This window comes from Kribbella sp. C-35 (genome assembly GCF_046549195.1).
Classification (GTDB): Bacteria; Actinomycetota; Actinomycetes; order Propionibacteriales; family Kribbellaceae; genus Kribbella.
The window spans coordinates 381,320-399,978 of record NZ_JAJPWG010000007.1 but is presented as its reverse complement, the minus strand read 5'-3'; the positions used below and the strand labels follow the sequence as shown (position 1 = coordinate 399,978).

Annotated in this window: 20 protein-coding genes; 5 read left to right on the top strand and 15 right to left on the bottom strand. The window is 68.9% G+C overall.

Annotation, left to right across the window (positions count from 1 at the left end; all coding sequences use genetic code 11):
* Nucleotides 1-2: 2 nt before the first annotated feature.
* The gene (gatC, locus tag ACLJOO_RS39455) at nt 3-299 is read right to left on the bottom strand and encodes an Asp-tRNA(Asn)/Glu-tRNA(Gln) amidotransferase subunit GatC (RefSeq protein WP_130387521.1); all 297 of its coding nucleotides are present in this window, start codon (nt 297-299) and stop codon (nt 3-5) included.
* A 209-nt stretch (nt 300-508) separates the two neighbouring features.
* Between gatC and ACLJOO_RS39450 the strand changes: the two genes are divergently transcribed.
* Nucleotides 509-1,153, top strand: a complete 645-nt coding sequence (locus ACLJOO_RS39450) for an amino acid-binding protein (protein ID WP_410793068.1) — start codon at nt 509-511, stop codon at nt 1,151-1,153.
* Between the two features lie 57 nt (nt 1,154-1,210).
* On the opposite strand, the gene ACLJOO_RS39445 is transcribed toward ACLJOO_RS39450, so the two are convergent.
* The 7 genes from ACLJOO_RS39445 to ACLJOO_RS39415 form a co-directional block, all read right to left on the bottom strand.
* Nucleotides 1,211-1,399 carry a hypothetical protein gene (locus ACLJOO_RS39445; RefSeq protein WP_410793066.1) on the bottom strand — a complete coding sequence of 63 codons (189 nt, stop codon included), beginning with the start codon at nt 1,397-1,399 and terminating at the stop codon, nt 1,211-1,213.
* 66 nt (nt 1,400-1,465) lie between these two features.
* Nucleotides 1,466-2,923 carry a PT domain-containing protein gene (locus ACLJOO_RS39440; RefSeq protein WP_410793064.1) on the bottom strand — a complete coding sequence of 486 codons (1,458 nt, stop codon included), beginning with the start codon at nt 2,921-2,923 and terminating at the stop codon, nt 1,466-1,468.
* A 98-nt stretch (nt 2,924-3,021) separates the two neighbouring features.
* Nucleotides 3,022-5,124 (bottom strand): NAD-dependent DNA ligase LigA, encoded by a 2,103-nt coding sequence (gene ligA, locus ACLJOO_RS39435; protein ID WP_410793062.1) that lies wholly within the window; start codon nt 5,122-5,124, stop codon nt 3,022-3,024.
* Between the two features lie 36 nt (nt 5,125-5,160).
* Nucleotides 5,161-6,138, bottom strand: coding sequence for a methionine synthase vitamin-B12 independent (locus ACLJOO_RS39430; protein WP_410793060.1), 978 nt, complete (start codon nt 6,136-6,138; stop codon nt 5,161-5,163).
* A complete protein-coding gene (gene mnmA / locus ACLJOO_RS39425; RefSeq protein ID WP_410793058.1) occupies nt 6,135-7,226 on the bottom strand; it encodes a tRNA 2-thiouridine(34) synthase MnmA in 1,092 nt (363 codons plus the stop codon). Before mnmA ends, ACLJOO_RS39430 begins: the two co-directional genes overlap by 4 nt.
* Nucleotides 7,226-8,428, bottom strand: a complete 1,203-nt coding sequence (locus tag ACLJOO_RS39420; RefSeq protein ID WP_410793056.1) for a cysteine desulfurase family protein — start codon at nt 8,426-8,428, stop codon at nt 7,226-7,228. The genes mnmA and ACLJOO_RS39420 overlap by 1 nt, the downstream gene beginning before the upstream one ends.
* Nucleotides 8,429-8,476: 48 nt before the next feature.
* Nucleotides 8,477-8,623 (bottom strand): hypothetical protein, encoded by a 147-nt coding sequence (locus ACLJOO_RS39415; protein ID WP_410793054.1) that lies wholly within the window; start codon nt 8,621-8,623, stop codon nt 8,477-8,479.
* Between ACLJOO_RS39415 and ACLJOO_RS39410 the strand changes: the two genes are divergently transcribed.
* From ACLJOO_RS39410 to ACLJOO_RS39400, 3 genes are read left to right on the top strand one after another with little or no spacing between them, the layout of a single operon-like run.
* Nucleotides 8,622-8,828, top strand: a complete 207-nt coding sequence (locus tag ACLJOO_RS39410; protein WP_410793052.1) for a dihydrofolate reductase family protein — start codon at nt 8,622-8,624, stop codon at nt 8,826-8,828. The two genes, ACLJOO_RS39415 and ACLJOO_RS39410, sit on opposite strands and share 2 nt — an antisense overlap.
* Complete coding sequence (locus ACLJOO_RS39405; protein WP_410793050.1) at nt 8,828-9,298, top strand: pyridoxamine 5'-phosphate oxidase family protein; 471 nt, start codon at nt 8,828-8,830, stop codon at nt 9,296-9,298. The genes ACLJOO_RS39410 and ACLJOO_RS39405 overlap by 1 nt, the downstream gene beginning before the upstream one ends.
* Before the next feature lie 59 nt (nt 9,299-9,357).
* Nucleotides 9,358-10,950 carry a hypothetical protein gene (locus tag ACLJOO_RS39400; RefSeq protein ID WP_410793048.1) on the top strand — a complete coding sequence of 531 codons (1,593 nt, stop codon included), beginning with the start codon at nt 9,358-9,360 and terminating at the stop codon, nt 10,948-10,950.
* A gap of 1 nt (nt 10,951) precedes the next feature.
* Here the strand turns inward: ACLJOO_RS39400 and ACLJOO_RS39395 are convergent, their stop codons facing one another.
* The 3 genes from ACLJOO_RS39395 to ACLJOO_RS39385 all read right to left on the bottom strand — a co-directional run bounded on the left by ACLJOO_RS39395 (nt 10,952) and on the right by ACLJOO_RS39385 (nt 13,935).
* The gene (locus ACLJOO_RS39395) at nt 10,952-11,602 is read right to left on the bottom strand and encodes a nucleotidyltransferase domain-containing protein (RefSeq protein WP_410793047.1); all 651 of its coding nucleotides are present in this window, start codon (nt 11,600-11,602) and stop codon (nt 10,952-10,954) included.
* Between the two features lie 576 nt (nt 11,603-12,178).
* Complete coding sequence (locus ACLJOO_RS39390) at nt 12,179-13,135, bottom strand: electron transfer flavoprotein subunit alpha/FixB family protein (RefSeq protein WP_410793045.1); 957 nt, start codon at nt 13,133-13,135, stop codon at nt 12,179-12,181.
* Nucleotides 13,136-13,152: 17 nt separating this feature from the next.
* Nucleotides 13,153-13,935, bottom strand: coding sequence for an electron transfer flavoprotein subunit beta/FixA family protein (locus tag ACLJOO_RS39385; protein ID WP_410793044.1), 783 nt, complete (start codon nt 13,933-13,935; stop codon nt 13,153-13,155).
* A 283-nt stretch (nt 13,936-14,218) separates the two neighbouring features.
* On the opposite strand from ACLJOO_RS39385, the gene ACLJOO_RS39380 reads away from it, so the two are divergent.
* Nucleotides 14,219-14,950, top strand: coding sequence for a methyltransferase domain-containing protein (locus ACLJOO_RS39380; RefSeq protein WP_410793042.1), 732 nt, complete (start codon nt 14,219-14,221; stop codon nt 14,948-14,950).
* Here ACLJOO_RS39380 and ACLJOO_RS39375 read toward each other — a convergent pair.
* The 4 genes from ACLJOO_RS39375 to ACLJOO_RS39360 are packed head-to-tail and all read right to left on the bottom strand — an operon-like array spanning nt 14,937 to nt 18,637.
* A complete protein-coding gene (locus ACLJOO_RS39375; protein ID WP_410793041.1) occupies nt 14,937-16,043 on the bottom strand; it encodes a hypothetical protein in 1,107 nt (368 codons plus the stop codon). The two genes, ACLJOO_RS39380 and ACLJOO_RS39375, sit on opposite strands and share 14 nt — an antisense overlap.
* A 21-nt stretch (nt 16,044-16,064) precedes the next feature.
* Nucleotides 16,065-16,898: an acyltransferase gene (locus ACLJOO_RS39370; protein WP_410793040.1), complete on the bottom strand. Its 834-nt coding sequence runs from the start codon at nt 16,896-16,898 to the stop codon at nt 16,065-16,067.
* A gap of 9 nt (nt 16,899-16,907) precedes the next feature.
* A complete protein-coding gene (locus tag ACLJOO_RS39365) occupies nt 16,908-17,858 on the bottom strand; it encodes a class I SAM-dependent methyltransferase (RefSeq protein WP_410793039.1) in 951 nt (316 codons plus the stop codon).
* Complete coding sequence (locus ACLJOO_RS39360) at nt 17,858-18,637, bottom strand: enoyl-CoA hydratase/isomerase family protein (RefSeq protein ID WP_410793037.1); 780 nt, start codon at nt 18,635-18,637, stop codon at nt 17,858-17,860. Before ACLJOO_RS39360 ends, ACLJOO_RS39365 begins: the two co-directional genes overlap by 1 nt.
* Nucleotides 18,638-18,659 lie beyond the last annotated feature (22 nt).

Sequence of the window (18,659 nt, the reverse complement as noted above, 5' to 3'; positions counted from 1 at the left end):
GGTCAGTCCTCCTCCAGGATCCGCGGCACCCGGAAGCGCTGCTCCTCCGCTGCGGGCGCGCCGGACAGCGCCTGCTCGGGGGTGAGGCACGGGACGTTCTCGTCGGCGCGCATCACGTTGGTCAGCGGCAGGGCGTGCGAGGTCGGCGGGATGTCGTCCGCCGCCACCTGGCTGACCTGCCCGACCAAGGTGATGATCTGGTCGAGCTGCGGCGCAAGGTGGTCGAGCTCGTCGTCGGAGAGCTCGATCCGCGCCAGTCGCGCCAGGTGCGCAACCTCTTCGCGGGTAATCGATGGCATGAACTGATCCAATGCAGTACGTGTGAGCCATGTGGACACATGGCTCACACGTACTTTAGTGGGCCGCCTGTGACAGCCGCATTTCCGTCCCCTGCAGCTGTGGACAACGGCCGGACGAGATGGGTCGGCGTGTCCCCGCCTACCGCTCTGTAACATGGGCGGCGACAAGGCGTTACGCGCAAGGTGATCGGCTGGGAGATGATCGTTCGGTGTTCCTGCTGCGCTTGATCATCCCCGACCGGCCCGGTTCGCTGGGTGTGGTGGCGACGGCCCTCGGTGAGGTGGACGCGGACATCCACGCGATCGAGATCGTCGAGCACCGGCGGGAGAACGGCACCGCGGTCGACGACATCGTGGTCGACCTGCCACCGGGCGTGCTCCCGGACCGGCTGGTTTCCGCCTGCAACGGCGTACCCGACGTCGAAGTCATCTGGTTCTCGCGGTACGGCGCCGGCGGCGGCCTGCACATGGATCTGGAAGCGGTCGAGCAGATGACGTCGGCTCCCGCGGACGCGATCGACATCCTGGTCGAGCAGTCACCGGCTGTGCTGCACGCGGACTGGGCGGCACTGCTCGACGGCACCGGCAGCGAGGTGAAGGTCGCGCTGGAGACCAGCGCGACACCGGAGTTCGGCGACATGGCCGGCAGCTGGCTCCCGCTGGAGAAGGCGACGACACTCGAAGCCCCTGACCACAAGGGCCTCTCGGAGTCGGTGCTGGTCGCCGCGCCGCTGGAGTCCGACCGCCGCGTTCTCGTCATCGGCCGCCGCGGCGGCCCCGAGTTCCTCGGCTCCGAGGTAGCCCGCCTCTCCTACCTGGCGTCCCTCGCCGTCACCATCCGCGCCACCGCCTGACCCGAACGCGAAAATCCCCGCTCGCAGAGTGTGTGCGAGCGGGGATTTTGCTGTGTGTCAGGTGAACTGGAAGTACGCGAGGGCCCAGAGGCCCGCGATGATCAGCAGGACGACGATGCCGATCAGGCTGACGATCAGGATCGCCTGGCTGTTGCTGCCGTTCCGGTCCGGGAGGTCGAACTGGGTGGGACCCCAGGCCCCGCCGCCGTCGACCCGCTGGACCGCCTCGGGCGGTGGCTGGGCCACCGTCCGAGACTCCCGCTTCTCCCGGGGGAACTTCAATCCGTCCTCCGTGCTGCTCAGTACTGCTGCTCAGGCGTAGAACGACTCGTACTGGATCGAGACCTGCTGGGACGTGTAGCTCGCCGAGCTGTTCCCGCTGATCTCGACCTTCCAGCCGCCTACATAAGCAGAGTACGACTTCCCGTCGTTGTGCGCGTCGACGTACGCCTTCACGGCTGCGACGTTGCCGCCCTTGAGGGCGCCGAACGCGTCGCCGAGTGCGGCGGGCAGCGCCTTCTTGGCGTCCTCGGCCTCACCGGAGGCGCTGATCTCGATGTCCTTGATGCCCTTGCCGCTGCTGGCGAAGAAGAAGACCCGCTGGTACCCGTACTTGCCGACGTCCTTCTTGCAGGAGGTCGTGCAGACGTAGCCCTTGCCCTTCAGCGACGTCACCAGCTGCGCCTGAGTGGTGTCGAAGGACTGGTCCGGCAGATCCAGCGAGTCCTCGCCGGACTTGTGACCGGACAGCCGCACGCTCTGGCCCTGGTTGCTGAGCTGGAACTCGCCCCAGGTGGTGCCGACCTCGTCGGAACGCTGACCGGTCTTCACCGCGTCCTGGACCTTCTTCACCTGGTCGGCGCCGAAGGTGTCGTTGCCGACCGCCTGCAGCACCTGGTCGAAGGCGACCTGGGCGTTGTTGAAGTTGTCGTCGTCCTCGGCCTGCAGCCGCACCGCGATGATGTTGCCGTCGGACCCGAACTGGAAGATCGCCTCGGCGCCCTTGCGGCCGTCCTGCTTGAAGCAGCCGCGGTGCGCGCCCTGACCGGTGTTGAACAGGTCGCTGCAGCCGAAGCCGAGGCCCTGCAACTTCTCGGTCGCGGCCTTGGCCTGGCCGGTCGCGTTGCCGAGCTCGCCGTTCTGGCCGGGACCGCCGGAGGTGGAGGTCGTCGGGCTGCCGGTCGGCTCACCGGTCGGCTGCTCGGTGGTCGTCGGGTTGGACGTCGGCGTGTCGTCACCGCCGAACGCGCGGATGCCGAGGAACACCAGCAGGCCGATCACGATCAGACCGACCACACCGCCGCCGATCACCAGCGGCAGCTTCTCCTTGCTGATGCCACCCGGGCCCTTGGAACCCGGACCGCCCGGCTGCCACTGCTGGCCCGGACCGCCCTGCTGCTGGTGCCAGCCGCCTTGCTGCTGCTGGCGCTGGCCCCACGACTGCTGCTGGTACGCGCCACCCTGCTGCGGCGGCTGACCCCAGCCACCCGCAGGCGGCTGTCCCTGCTGCTGCCCAGGCTGACCCGGCTGACCCGGCTGCTGTCCCCAGCCGCCCTGCTGCGGGGGCTGGCCCTGCTGCGGCGGCTGACCGTGCGGAGGCTGGCCTTGCTGCGGCTGCTGCGGCGGCTGACCCCAGCCACCACCTTGGCCCGGGGGCTGCTGGCCCCAGCCACCCTGCTGTGGCGGCTGACCGCCTTGTCCCCCGTGCTGCCCGCCTGGCTGGCCCCCCGGCTGCCCAGGACCCCATGGCCCCTGCGGCGGCGTCGTCATATGTGCTCCTTCTGACCCAGGTGTCGACGTGCAAAGTTAACAGTCGGACGGCTCAGCGCTCCCGCTGGATCCATCCGGTTCGCGGACTGCCGAAATCGTTACGACTCGTCGGCCGTCGGCGTGGTCGCCACTCCGGCAGCCGCCTCGGCGCCCTCGTCGAGCAGCACCTGGAACCCGGCGGCGTCCAGAATCCGTACGCCGAGCTGGACGGCCTTGTCGTACTTCGATCCCGGCGAATCGCCGACGACCACGAACGACGTCTTCTTCGACACCGAGCTCGCGACCTTGCCGCCGCGCCCGACGATCGCCTCGGTCGCCTCGTCCCGGCTGAACCCCTCGACGGTCCCGGTCACCACGACCGACAGCCCGGTCAGCGTCTGCGGCAGCGTCGGGCCGCTGCGCTCCTCGCGCATGACCACGCCGGACGCCTGCCACTTGTCCACGATCGCCTGGTGCCACGGCACCTGGAACCACTCGATCAGCGCCTGTGCGATGGTCGGCCCGACGCCCTCGGTCTCGGCCAATTGCTCCTCACTGGCCGCCCGAACGTCTTCGATGCTCCGGAACACCTCGGTCAGCGCCACCGCCGCGGTCGGCCCGACATGCCGGATCGACAGCGCGACCAGCACCCGGGACAGCGGTTTGGTCTTCGCCTCCTCGAGGTTCGCCAGGAGCTTGCGAGCGTTCGCCGACAGCGCGCCGGCCTTCGTGGTGAAGAACTCGCTCTCGGCCAGCTTCTCCTCGGTGAGCGCGAACAGGTCGCCCTCGTCGGCGATCAGCCCGCCACGGATGAGTGCGTCGGCCGCCTTGAACCCGAGCCCCTCGATGTCGAACGCGGACCGCCCGGCCAGGTAGAACAGCCGCTCGCGCAGCTGGCCCTGGCAGTACTGCGAGTTGGGGCAGCGGATGTCGACGTCCGACTCCTTGGCCGGCGCCAGCACCGTGTCGCACCACGGGCACCTGGTCGGCATCTCCCACGCCGGCAGGCCCTTCGGACGCAGGTCCACCACCGGCCCGAGGACCTCGGGGATCACGTCGCCCGCCTTTCGCAGTACGACGGTGTCGCCCGGGCGGACGTCCTTGCGAGCGACCTCCTTGGCGTTGTGGAGAGTCGCGTACTCGACCGTTGAACCGGCCACGCGGACCGGCTCCATGTGCGCGAACGGGGTGACCCGGCCGGTGCGGCCGACGTTCACCTCGATCTCGATCAGCTTGGTGTTGACCTCTTCCGGCGGGTACTTGTACGCGATCGCCCAGCGCGGAGCACTCGACGTCGACCCGAGCGCGCGCTGCAGATCGACCTCGTCGACCTTCACCACGACGCCGTCGATCTCGTGGTCCACCGAGTGCCGGTTCTCGCCGTAGTACGCGATGAACTCGTTGACCTCGTCGAGCGTGCCGACCCGGCGGGCGCGGTCGCTGACCGGCAGGCCCCAGGCCTTCAGCTGGTCGTAGGCCTCCGAGAGCCGCCCGACGTGGTAGCCCTCGACCTTGCCGAGGCCGTGCACGACGAACCGCAGCGGGCGGCCGGCCGAGACCCGCGGGTCCTTCTGGCGCAGCGATCCGGCAGCGCTGTTCCGCGGGTTGGAGAACACGTCCTTACCGGCCTCGACGAGCTGCGCGTTGAGCTCCTCGAAGTCCTCGACCCGGAAGTAGACCTCGCCGCGGACCTCCAGGAAGGTCGGGAAGTCGTCACCGCGCAGCTGCTCCGGGATGCTCTTGATCGTCCGGACGTTCGGCGTGACGTCCTCACCGGTGCGGCCGTCGCCGCGGGTCGCGCCGGTGACCAGCTTGCCGTTCTCGTACACCAGGTCGAGGGCGAGGCCGTCCACCTTGAGCTCGCAGAGGAAGCCGCTGTCGTGGATCTGCTGGACGGTGACCTCGCGCTCCAGCCGCTTCGCCCAGGCCTCCATCTGCTCGGCGGAGAACGCGTTGCCGAGGCTCTCCATCCGCATCGGGTGGTCGACCGGCGTGAACAGCGTCGAGATCGGCGCGCCGACCTTCTGAGTGGGCGAGTCCGGCGTCCGGAGCTCCGGGTACTGCTCCTCGAGGCCCTGCAGCTCGTGCATCAGCGCGTCGAAGTCCGCGTCCGAGATGATCGGGCTGGCCAGGTAGTACCGCGCGCGGTGGTCCTCGATCTCCTGGCTCAGCTCCGCGTGCCGCGTCCGGATCTCGGCGGGAGCCCCAACGTTCTCGCTCATAAGCAGAACTTACACGGGGCTACGGACAGTCTTCGGTTACTCGTCGGCTGCTTCGCCGAGCACGTCGACGATGTCGCGGAGGAGCTTCAGGCGCGCTCTGGCATCGGCTGGTGAGGACGCGGCGGCGAGCCCGCAGGCCGGCGTGATCACGAGCTGGTTCAGGCCGGCCGGGTCGAGGCCGAGTTCCCGCCAGCGGCGGACGAGCGGACCGGCCGCCTTTCTCGGGTCAGGCACAGCGCCCGTGGTCGGTACCAGTCCTGCGTACAGGGCGGTGCCGGCTTCGGCGGCGGCTGCGACCTGATCCCATCCGGCGGTGTTCAGCAGCGAGACGTCGACGGCCACCCCAGTGGCTCCCGACTTGGTGAAGACCTCGATCGGAGGGCGGGCGGCGCAGCAGTGGACGACGGTGGGTGCGCCCGTGGTGAACAGGCTGAGGAGCTCGACAGCACCAGGCCCGTCGACAGACCGGTGTTTGCTCCAGCCAGAGGCGGTTGGCACAGCTCCCGCGAGTACGGCGGGCAGCCCGGGCTCATCCACCTGCAGCACGACTTCAGCCCCCGGAACCCGCTTCCGTACGTCGGCCACGTGCTGCTGCACACCATCCGCCAGAGCCTGTGCCAGGTCCCGCCGTGCACCGTGATCCGCCAGCATCTTGTCCCCACGCGGCCGCTCCACTGAAGCAGCCAGCGTCCACGGTCCAGTGACCTGTACCTTCAGCAGCCCCTGGTACCCGTCCGCGTACTCCTCCAGCACGTCCAGGTCTTCATGCAGCAACGCCCGCGCCCGCCGCTGGTCCAGACTCGCCCGCGCGTCCCCACCACCGGTCAGCCGCCAGCCGACCGGTTGCAGATCCGCAGCGAGCTCCGTGAGTACGGCGACGGTCCGGCTGATCATGTCGCCGTACGGACGCGCCGGGAGCTCAGGTAGGAACGGTGTGTCGACCAGCTCGAGTACGGCGCGCATCCACTCGCGGATGTCATCGCCAGGGAGCGAGCCCAGGCCGGTGGTTGTCATACCGCAGCAGTGACGCGCTCGACCGTGTCGATGGTCGCGGAGCCGATCACGCGCGTGCCGTCGTACAGGACCACTGCCTGTCCGGGTGCTACTGCCGAGGTCGGCTGGTCGAAGGTGACCTGGACCTGATCACCGTCCAGCCAAGCGGAGACAGCCACTTCGTCGCCGTGGGCTCGAAGCTGGGCCTTCACCGCCATTCGATCAGTGGGAGCCGGGCCGCACCAGCGCGGCTTCGACGCGGTCAGCTGCGAGACGGCCAGCTCCGCGCGGGATCCGACGGTCACGGTGCGGTCGACCGGGCTGATGTCGAGGACGAAGCGCGGCTTGCCGTCCGCGGCCGGCGTACCGATCCGCAGGCCCTTGCGCTGGCCGATGGTGAAGCCGTGCGTGCCCTGGTGCTCGCCGAGCTTGTTGCCCTGTGCATCGATGATGTCGCCCGGCGCCTCGCCCAGCTGAGCACCGAGGAAGCCGGCGGTGTTGCCGTCGGCGATGAAGCAGATGTCGTGGCTGTCCGGCTTGGCCGCGACGGACAGGCCCCGCCGCTCGGCCTCCTCACGCACCTCGGTCTTGACCGTGTCGCCGAGCGGGAAGAACGCATGCGCGAGCTGCTGCTGCGTCAGCACGCCGAGCACGTACGACTGGTCCTTGGCCGGGTCGACCGCGCGGTGCAGCTCACGAGCGCCATCCTGAGTGTCCACGATCCGCGCGTAGTGCCCGGTCGCGACCGCGTCGAAGCCGAGCGCGAGGGCCCGCTCCAGTACGGCGCTGAACTTGACCTTCTCGTTGCAGCGCAGGCACGGGTTCGGCGTCCGGCCGGCGGCGTACTCGCTGACGAAGTCCTCGACCACGTCGGCGTGGAACCGCTCGGCCAGGTCCCAGACGTAGAACGGGATGCCGATCACGTCCGCGGCCCGGCGCGCGTCGCGGGAGTCCTCGATCGTGCAGCAGCCGCGCGCGCCGCTGCGGTACGACTGCGGGTTGCGGCTGAGCGCCAGGTGCACGCCGGTCACGTCGTGCCCGGCCTCGGCCATCCGCGCGGCCGCGACGGCGGAGTCCACTCCGCCGGACATGGCTGCGAGTACCCGCATCAGGTGTTCCTTCCCACGTTCTGCAGGCCGGCGGACTTCGCCCGCTCCACGACCGGCCCGATGTTCTCCAGTACGGCGTCGATGTCGGCGCGCGTAGTCGTGTGCCCGAGGGTGAACCGGAGCGAGCCGCGGGCCCGCTGGTCGTCGTACCCCATCGCCAGCAGCACGTGACTCGGCTCGGCGACCCCGGCGTTGCACGCGGACCCGGTCGAGACCTCGATCCCGCGGGCGTCGAGCAGCAGCAACAGCGAGTCGCCCTCGCAGTCGCTGAAGGACAAGTGTGCGTTACCGGGCAAGCGGTCCGTCGGGTCCCCCGACAGCAGAGCGCCCTCGACGGTGCCGGTGATGCCCTTGATCAAGGTGTCCCGCAGCTCGGTCAGCCGGCTGGCCTCGTCGGCCTGATGCTTCACCGCGTGTTCGGCCGCCACGGCGAACCCGGCGGTCGCGGGCGCGTCGAGGGTGCCGGACCGTACGTCGCGCTCCTGTCCCCCGCCGTGCAGGATCGGCGTCAGCTGCGTCTCCTTGTGGACGACGAGCGCCCCGATCCCGTACGGACCGCCGAGCTTGTGCGCGGACACCGTCATCGCGTCGACGCCCAGCTCGCTGAAGTCCACCGGCACCTGCCCGATCGCCTGCACGGCATCGGTGTGCACGGGTACGCCGTACTCCTGGGCGATCGCCGCAACATCGGCGACCGGCTGCAGCGTGCCGACCTCGTTGTTCGCCATCATCAGCGTGATGAACGACACGGACTCAGGGTCGCGCTCGACGGCCCGCCGTACGTCGTCCGGACGCACGCGGCCGAGTTCGTCGACCGGGAGCCACTCGATCTCGGCGTGCTCGTGCTGACCGAGCCAGACCGCCGGGTCGAGCACCGCGTGGTGCTCGATGCCGCTCAGCAGGATCCGGCGCCGGCGCGGATCGGCCGCCAGGCGGGACCACCACAGGCCCTTCAGCGCGAGGTTGTCAGCCTCGGTGCCGCCGGACGTGAACACGATCTCGCTCGGCTGCGCCCCGAGCGCCGCGGCAATCGACTCGCGGGCTTCCTCGACCGTCCGCCGCGCGCACCGGCCGGAGCCGTGCAGTGACGATGCGTTACCGGTCCGGGAGAGGTGATAGGTCATCGCCTCGATCGCGGCCGGGAGCATCGGGGTCGTCGCCGCGTGGTCCAGGTACACCGTGCGACGGTCGGAAGCAGTCATATCGGTTTCAAGGGTATGTCCGACCCGGATGTTCCCGCTCGTCGGGAGTCAGCGCGCGAGACTGAGCGTGCACTGCTCCTCGAACCGAGCCCCGATCTCGCGGAACTTCCCGGCCGCCTCCAGCAGCACGTCACGGTCCCCCGTCAGGCGGCCGTAGGCCCCGCGCAGCACCGCCCCGCGGGACGTGATGATCATGGGGGGCGGGCAGCTGTGCCGGCAGTACCTGTACGGCGGGCTGGTGGACGGACTGCGGGTCCATGTCGCGCCGATCGTGCTCGGCGACGGCACCCCGCTGTTCGAGCGGACCACGCTGACACCGATCCGGCTCGTGCCACGAGACACTACGAGCACACCGAACGCGACCCACCTGACGTACGACGTACCTCATCGGGAGCAGTGATGACACAAGAGATCCTCGACCGGCGTGCGGCGGCGGTCATCGAAGCCAACAAGTACATGGCACTCGGGACGGTCGGAGCTGACGGGCTGCCCTGGGTGACGCCGGTCTACTTCACGCCGGACGGGCACGACACGTTCTACTGGGCGTCGTCACCGAACTCGTTGCACTCGCGCAACCTGGCCGAGCGGCCGGACGTGAGCATCGCGATCTTCGACTCGACCGTGCCGATCGGTGGCGCCTCGGCGGTGTACTTCCGCGCGCAGGCCGCTCTCGTCCCGGATGACGAACTGGAAGCGTGCGCGACGCTCTACTCGTCACGGTACGCGGAGCTGCGCGCGTACACCGCCGACGAACTGCGCGGCGACCTCCGCCTTTACCGCGCCCGCGCCACCGAGCACTGGGTACTGGTCACGGGCCGCGACCCGGAGTACGGCACCGGGCTCGACTCGCGGCGGCCCGTGTGGGCCTGATGACCCGCTGACACGCCATCCTTCCGGAGAGCAACGTCTGGTTGAACGGAAGGCTTGGCATGAACGACTGGTGGACCGATCGCAAGCAGAACCAGCAGCTCTCCAACCTGGAGAGCGAGATGTCGTACGCGCGCCAGGAGGCCTCCAGCCTCCGGTCCCAGTTGTCCCGGATCCAGGGCAGCCTGCAGAGCCGCGTGGACAGCATGTCTCGTGCGTTCGACGCTTTCGTCGAGCTGTCCGACCTCCGCCATGAGACGGCCGGTTTCGTCGACGCCGCCGAACTCCGCCGCTACGCCACCCGGGTCCTCTCCGCGATGGCGTCCAGCACCGAGCTACCGGAGCCCGGGGCGCCGGTCGCCCGGTACTGGCTGAGCCCCGCCACCCAGGCACTGATCTCCCTGCACGCCTCCACACCGGACGAGCAGGCGATCAGTACGGCGATGGAACTCGACCAGCGCCGTACGTCGATCTACCTGTCGCTCGCGTTGGCGGTGCTCGGGCAGCGGCACCAGGTGCAGAACGAGTGGCTGGACGTCGCGTTCGGCGTACCGGCCGCGGACGGAACGCTGACCCGGGTACAGCGGGTGCTGTGGACGACAGCTGCACGTGGTGGCTTCGGGGCGGACGGTCTGGAGCTGGTGGTGAAGCGCCTGCAGTCGGCCGCGTCCCCCGACGGCGGGTGGCTGTCGCGGCTCGAGAATCGCGGCAGCTCGAGCCGGTCGAACGGCGCGCGTCTCAAGGCGACCGAGCAGCAGGACGAGGCCGCGGACCGGTTGAGCCGGATCCGCAACGCCGTCGAGACGATCCTCGGCAACACCGAGGCCCGCGAACCCGACCCCGACCTCAACTACCCGGAGACCCGCAAGACCGACAGCACCCCGGACGACGCCAAGTCGTCCCGTCGCGGTGCCAAGTCGTCCGCCGACAACGAGCCGGCCGAGGACAGCGCCGCGGCCATGCTGCGGCTGTTGATCTCCGAAGGCAGCGAGCCGGAGCGCGAGACCCTGACCCGGATCGCCGTACTGCGTGCTCGAGTGACCGGGGCTGCCGAGTCGGCCGCCCAGACGCTCGACGACTCTGCCGGCACGGTCGACGCACTGCTCACCGAGGACCTCAGCCTGTCCGCCGACCCGCACCTGTCGACCGCCGCCCTGCGCGTCGTCGGCCCGCTGGTGCTGCCCGGAGTCGAGACCGTCGCGCAGACCGCCGGGCTCCCGGGTCCGTCGGAGGTCTCCGTCGAGAGCGGCGTACACACGATCACCATTCGCACCGACGGACCCGACCAGCTCGAACTCGGCAAGGCGACGTCGTCGCTCACGTCATCCGCCGGCGTCGTCAGCGCCGGACAGCGCGCCACTCCGATCGGGCTGCTGGTCGGCGGTGCGGTGGTGGCGGTCGGGCTCGGGTTGCTCCTGCACTGGTTCTGGATCGTGGTCGGTCTGGTCGTCATCGCCTTCGGTCTCAACAGCTACATGAAGCTGCGGCGCTCGATCAACGACGACAAGACCAGAGCCGCCGGAGAGGTAACCAGCCTCAACGAACGCTGCACGACGGCCGCAACCACACTCGCGGACTACCTCAAAAACACCGACACCCGAAAAGCCGCCATCACTGACGACCTCACCACCATCCGCCAACAACTGACCACCTGAGTCAGCGGAGGTGGGTGCACCACGGGTGGCCGGGGTGTAGGTGGTCGATCATGTCGGCGAGCCAGTGGCGCTGGTCGTCGGTGAGGGCTGGGAGGGCTGACGCGAGGTCCGCCTCGTCCTTCGGGCGGGCCAGCTTCGCCTTGTAGGCAAGGGCAACCTCGGGGTTGAGATACCGAATACCGTCAGCCGCCACCCAGGTGATCTCGTCGAGCGCGAAGTCCAGGCTCGGATCGCGCCGGAACACCCAGCGCCCGTCGCGATCCGGGTTCACGACGACATCGAACTCCCACGCCGACAGAGCATGCTGCCGCAACCAGATCTGGTCGGCGTCCTCAGGCTGCTCGGGACGCTCATCGGTGAGCGGCTGGATCCGCCCGCCCGCATTCGCCCACAGGTCGTACGACCCTTTCAGATGCAGGCGCAGCTTCTCGACATCCCGCCGCCACAGCGAAACATCAACGTCCTCGTGCTCCCGCCGTACGCCGGTGAACGCCTCGATCGCCCACCCACCCGCGATCCACCACGCCCCGTCGTACCCCTCAAGCACCCGCCGCGCATCCCCCGGCGTAGAAACCTTCCAAGGCCCGTACAACCGCTGAAAACCAAGCTCCGCCGCGTCCAGCCCCTCCGGATACCCCTCCACACCCCACATCCGCCGAATGCTAGTACCTTCGCGCAGCCCTCCACCCGCCTCGGCTCATCGTTCACCCGAGGGGATATCCGGCTCTCGCATGTACCGGTGTCCGTCGAGTCGTGGGTTTTGTCGGTCGAATGCAGCCTCGATCCACGACTCGCGGTTTCGAGGGGCAACCAAACGCCACGACTCGGCGTGACGCTGCGTCTCGCGAGGGCGAGCCCGCCTGCTGGGGCAGCCGTGCGGCTTCCAAGGCGGTGCCGGGCTTGGTGGGATCGGCAGCCGGACAGGAGGTGTCGGGCGGATGGGTAGTGCACCTGAGCGCGAACGCGTCCGCGCGTACAGCGTCTCACCGGTGCACTACCTGTCGAGCGTGCACATCACACCGCCGCGAGCAGCCGAGCCACCACCAACCCGATCCATCCAGCCGGCAACACACCACCCAGACGTCCGGCAGGAGGCCGGATATCCCCTGGTGTTGTGGGTTCTCCCCTCGCATACCAACGGAGAACCCCCAACCCACGGGGATATCCCTCCGGGAATGCAACAGCCCGGCTCGGGCGGGTGCCGGGCCGGGCTGTTGGTGGTGTCGGGTTAGGACTTGCGCTTGGTGACCTCTTCGGTGGCGGTGGGGAGGACCTTGTGGAGGTCGCCGACCACGCCGAAGTCGACCAGTTCGAAGATCGGGGCCTCGGGATCCTTGTTGACCGCGACGATCGTCTTCGAGGTCTGCATCCCGGCCCGGTGCTGGATCGCACCGGAAATACCGGCCGCGACGTACAGCTGCGGGCTGACGGTCTTGCCGGTCTGGCCGACCTGGTAGGCGTGCGGGTACCAGCCCGAGTCGACCGCGGCGCGGGATGCCCCGACGGCGGCACCGAGCGAGTCGGCGAACGCCTCGATCGGGCCGAAGTCACCACCCGTACCGCGGCCACCGGACACGATGATCGCGGCCTCGGTCAGCTCCGGACGACCGGTCGCCTCCCGCGGCTTGCTGTCGGTGATCCGCGCGGTCTTGGCGACGTCGGAGATCGTGACGTCGAACTCCTCCACCTCCGGAGAGGCCTCAGCGGACTCCGGGGTGGCGGCGTTCGGCTTGACGGTGATGATCGGGGTGCCGTGGGTGATCTTCGCCTGCACGGTGAAGTTGCCGGCGAACACCGACTGCGTGGTGACAGGGCCGCCGTCACCAGCGACCACGTCGACAGCGTCGGTGATGAGACCCGACTCCAGCTTGACCGCGAGCCGCGCGGCGATCTCCTTGCCCTCGGCGTTCGACGAGATCAGGATCGCCGACGGCTCGACCTTCGCCGCCACCTGCGCCAACGCCTCGGCCTTCGGCGCCACCAGGTATCGCGACAACTCCGGCTCCACCAGCGCGATCACCTTCGTCGCGCCGTACTGCCCCAGCGCCGGCAAAGCATCAGAAACACCCTCGCCGATGAAGACGGCGACCGGCTCGCCGAGACGGCGGGCGATCGTGAGGAGCTCGGCGGTCGTCTTGCGGACCACGCCCGCGGTGTGGTCAACGAGAACCAGAACGTTCGACATAACTAGACCCGCACCCCTCAGAGGAACTTGTTCGTGGACAGGAACTCGACCAGGCCGGCAGCGCCGCTACCGTCCTCGTCGGTGACGATCGTGCCGGCGCTGCGCGGCGGACGGGCGGCCACCTCGACCACCTCGGTCCACGCCGACGAACCACCCACCTGCTCCGGCGTCAGCTCCAGATCGGCCAGCGACCAGGTCTCGACCGGCTTCTTCTTCGCCGCCATGATCCCCTTGAACGACGGGTACCGCGGCTCGTTCGCCTGGTCCGACACCGACAGCACCAACGGCAGCGTGCCCTCGATGGTCTCGCTCGCGGTGTCGCCGTCACGGCGGATCCGCACGGTCCGCCCGTCGACCGTCACCTCCGAACCCAGCGTCACGGCCGGAAGACCGAGCCGCTCCGACACCATCGCCGGCACCACACCCATCCCGCCGTCGGTCGAACCCATGCCGAACACGACCAGGTCCGCCTCCAGCTTGCCCAGCGCCTTGGACAGGATCAGCGAAGTGGCAACCGCGTCCGAACCATGGATCGCGTCATCCAGAACATGGACACCGGCGTCGGCGCCCATCTGCAAACCCTTCTTCACCGCATCCGCGGCCTGCTCCGGGCCGACCGTGAGAACGGTCACCTCGGCGTCCCCGGCCTCTTTCACGGTGAGCGCGGTCTCGACGGCATACTCGTCCAACTCGGACAGCAGCCCGTCGACACCCGCACGGTCCACCGTGTTGTCCTCCGAGCGGAAGCGGCGGTCCGCGGTGGCATCCGGCACGAACTTCGCGCAGACGACGATCTTCATAGCGTGTGGGACCCCTTCTGGTTAACGGTCTCTGCCAAGCCTGCCACGGATGTTACTCGCGAGAAACATAACCACGGTGCGAGTCCCATCACAGTCTCGGAGACGATAGGTGTATCGCCCGATCCCGCGCCGTAGCGAGCAGGTGCTCGGCGGAGTGCCTCGGCGAGCGGGAGCGGAGGGGTCGATGTGGTTTCATCGTTCCCTTCGCTCCCGTTCGGCGAGGTGCCCGCCGAGTGCCGCGCAGTAGGCGCGGGATCGGGCGATACACCTTAGTGTGACTCAGGTGACCGAGACGTTACCGCTGACCGGTGAGAGGACTGCGCCCGGGATCTGGCACGAGAACTACTGGTTCGCGCGCCACGACGCCGCCTATCGCTGGATCACGGCCGAACTGCCGATCGGGACCGGCCGGATCCTCGACGCCGGCTGCGGCGAGGGCTACGGCGCGGAACTGCTCCGGCTCGCCGGAGCGAGCCCGGTGACCGGTCTTGACTATGAACATACGACGTTGCAGCACGTCCGCCGCGTTTATCCACAGGTCAAGGTCGCGCGCGGCAATCTCGTGCAGACGCCCTTTGCGGACAACGCTTTCGAGACCGTGACCTCACTGCAGACGATCGAGCACCTCTGGGAGCAGCCGCGGTTCGTCGCCGAGTGCGCGCGCATTCTCGCGCCCGGCGGGACCTTGGTCCTGAGTACGCCGAACCGCCTGACCTTCCCGAGCGGGAACTGGTACCACACGCGCGAACTCACCGCCGCCGAGTTCGCCGAACTCCTCGAGCCACGCTTCGAGATCACGCAGGCGCTCGGACTCCACCACGGCGTACGGCTGACGTCCTGGGAGACGCAGTACGGATCCTGTGTCGACGCGCAGCTCGCCGCCGAGCACGACCAGTGGGACGACAACCTGGCCGCGCTCGTGCGCAGTACGACGTACGCCGACTTCGAGATCCGCCCGGGAAACCTGGACGAATCTCTCGATCTCCTGCTCGTTGCAACGCCTACGGGCGGATGATCCGCTCGACGATCTTGCCGGCGATCAGGTAGACCAGCGCCGCGATCCCCCAGTTCACCAGCAGGGTGTTCTTCGCGGTCTCGAGCCGGAACAGGTCCTTGAACGGGCCGACCAGGTCGTGACCGCGTTCCAGGATCCAGCGCACGATCTCGTTGCTCTGGTTGGTCTGGTCGAGCGCGGTGAACAGCGCACCGAGCGCCAGGACCGCGGCCGCGAGCACCGCGACCAGCCAGACCAGCGACGCGATCAGGTTGCGCAGCTTCCGGACGCCGGAGCCGACCGAGGTCAGCGCCTGCTTGCCCACGGCGGATGCCGACGAGCCGCTCTTCGCGGCTGGTTTGTTGCCCGACGCACCGGTCGGCTTGGCGGCCGGCTTGCCCGCCGCGGCACCCGCACCAGTCGCCGCCGCAGCCGGCAACTTGTCAGCCGCACCCGTCCCGGCATCCTTCGAGGCATCGTTCGCCGTACTGTCCGGTCGACCGGGCGCGGCGTCCTCCGAGCCGGCCGCGTCCTTTGCCGGGGCCTCGGCCGCCGCCTTCTCCCGGGCCCGCTGCTCCGCCACGATCTCCGCCGCCGTCTTCGGCCGGGCAGTCTTCGTCGCGGTCGCCGTACCCGAACCGCTCGCGCCGGGGTCCGTACCGGAACTCGTGGTCTCCGCCTTGTCGGCGGCCACGTTCGATTCAGCCTTCTCGTCCTGCGTACCCACGTCGTCCATCTCCTCAGCCGGGGTCCGTTCCTCGTCCGTGGCCACTGCGGTCGCTTCGGCCACCGGGGCCGGCGGTCTCCTACGCCGACTGACCGGGACCGGGCGTGGCGACAACCGGCGGCGCGCGCCCGCCACCGGCGCCGCTGCCGTACTGCCTTCCACTGCCTGTGCTTCCGGGTTCACGCTGCTGTTCACGCCCATGTCTGACTCGTTCGTTTCAAGCACTGGTTCCAACGTAGCGCTGCCGGCGACCACTGGCTCGGCGACGATCGGCACCGGGTCGACCGCGCGGGTCCTCGCCTGCGTGATCGAAGTGTCGGCCGCGGCCTGGTCGAGCATCGACCGGGCAGCCTGATCGGCCGGACCGATCGCAGCCTGGTCAGCCACGCTACTTCTCCTCTCCGATGCTCATCCGGCCGTGGGCGTCCGACCGGATGTGGGGGCCATAGTGCCCGACTGGTGAGTAACTTGAGAACCCCTCAGGCTCTCTTTTTCACCATCTGCTTCTACCTCATCACCGCCCGCATCCCCCGACGCCACGCTCTGGGAAGGCGCAACGGGGGTCTCACCGGACTTGAGCAAGCCGGCGGTCCGGGTGTTCGCCGCGGCCAGTCCGGCCAGGTACTTACGGCGCTCGGCGTTCGCTGCGTACCGGGTCGCGCGGTCGCCGAGGATCTTGGCTGGTACGCCGCCGGCGATCGCGTACGCCGGGATGTTGCCGCGGGCAACGCTGTTGGCGCCGATCACCGCGCCGCGGCCGATGTCGGCGCCCCGGGTGACCGTGACCTTCGTGGCCAGCCAGCAGTCCGGGCCGATCCGGACCGGCGACTTCACCAGGCCCTGGTCCTTGATCGGCAGGTCCAGATCGTCGGTCTTGTGGTCGAAGTCGCAGATGTAGGTCCAGTCCGCGATCAGCGTCGACGCACCGATCTCCACGTCCAGGTAGCAGTTCACCGTGACGTCGCGGGCGAACACGACCTTGTCGCCGATCCGCAGCGTGCCCTCGTGCGCGCGCAGCCGGGTCTCGTCGCCGAGGTGCACCCATTTGCCGAGCACGATCCGCCCGTGACCGGGCCGCGCCACGATCTCCAGGTGCTTGCCGAGGAACACGAAACCCTCGGTGATCACGTGCGGGTGGCGCAGCTTGAACCAGGCGAACCGCCAGTAGCGCTTCAGGTAGTACGGCGTCCACGCCCGATGGCGCACCACCCAGCCCAGATTCGCCGCGGTGAGTAACCGCATCAACACACCCTACTGCTTGTCTGCGATACCCGTGATCGAGACGTTGTAGTACAGCTCGTCCGGTACGACGGCCGACAGCGCCTTGTCCACCTTGGACAGCTGCAGCCACGACTTGTACGCGAACATCCGCCACCCGAACCCGAGCTTCTGCTCCGGTACGGCGGCCTCGAACGTGCGGATCGGCCACCCGACCCATGCCGCCAGCAACTCCTCCGTGACGGTCTTGACCTGAACGGCACCGGCCCGCGACGCCATCCGCGCCAATGTGTCCGGATCGAAGGTATGCAGGTCCACGACCGCTTCCAGCGCGGCGGCCCGCGAGGACTCGTCCAGCTCGGACTGCGGCCGCCGCCAGTGCGCGAGCGCGGGCAGCTTGGTCACGTTGGTGGTCGCCCACCAGGTGAAGCGGGACAGTCGCCGGGCCACGAAGTCGCCGTACCGGGTGGGCTCGCCGCAGATCACGAAGCGCCCGCCCGGCTTCAACACCCGGAGCATCTCGCGGAACGCCAGTTCGACGTCCGGGATGTGGTGGATGACCGCGTGCCCGATGACGAGGTCGAACGTGTCGTCGTCGTACGGCAGCTTCTCGGCGTCCGCGACCTTGCCCTCGATCGCGAACCCGAGGGTCTTCGCGTTCTTCTTCGCGGCCTCGACCATGCCCGGCGAGAGATCGGTGACATGCGCCTCGTCGAGGACGCCGGCCAGCTTGAGGTTCAGCGTGAAGAAGCCGGTGCCGGCGCCGATCTCGAGCGTCTTGCCGTACGGCCAGCCGCGGGTGCCGGCGACCGCGGTGAAGCGGTCCCGGGCGTAGTCGACGCAGCGTTCGTCGTACGAGATCGACCACTTCTCGTCGTACGTCGACGCTTCCCAGTCGTGGTACAGCACCTGGGCGAGCTTGTTGTCGTTCCAGGCGGCCTCGACTTCTTCAGCAGAAGCGGCGGGCTTAGAAGTAGCAGACATCAGATTCCCTTGAACTCAGCTTTACCGGGGCCGTTCTCGACGAAGGACTTCATGCCGATCGTGCGGTCCTCGGTGGCGAACAGCGCGGCGAACTGCTGCCGCTCGATCTCCAGTCCGGTGGTCAGGTCGACGCCCAGCCCGGAGTCGATCGACTCCTTGGCCGCGCGCAGCGCCATCGCCGCGCCGCGGGAGAACTGGGATGCCCAGGCAACGGCCGCGTCGTACACCTCAGCGGCCGGGACCACCTTGTCGACCAGGCCGATCTGCAGCGACTCGGCGGCGTCCACGAACCGGCCTGTGTAGATCAGGTCCTTGGCCTTCGACGGGCCGACCAGGCGCGACAGGCGCTGGGTGCCGCCGGCGCCGGGGATGATGCCGAGCAGGATCTCCGGCTGGCCGAGCTTGGCGTCATCGGCGGCGATCCGGTAGTCGGCGCAGAGCGCGAGTTCGCAGCCGCCGCCGAGCGCGTAGCCGGTGATCGCGGCAACGGTCGGCTTCGGGATCGCAGCGACCGCGGTGAGCGAGGACTGCAGCGGACCGGAGCGCTTGGCCATGTCGGCGTACGACATGTCTGCCATCTCCTTGATGTCCGCGCCCGCCGCGAACACCCGCTCGCCGCCGTAGATGACCACGGCGCGTACGTCGTCGTCGGCCGTGGCCTCGAGCGCGGCGGCCCGGATCTCCTCCTGGACCTGGACGTTCAGCGCGTTCATCTTCGGCCGATCCAGCCGGATCGTGCCAACACCATCACTCACGGTGAGGTTGACGAACTCGCCCATGGCGTCCACTCCTTACGGTTCC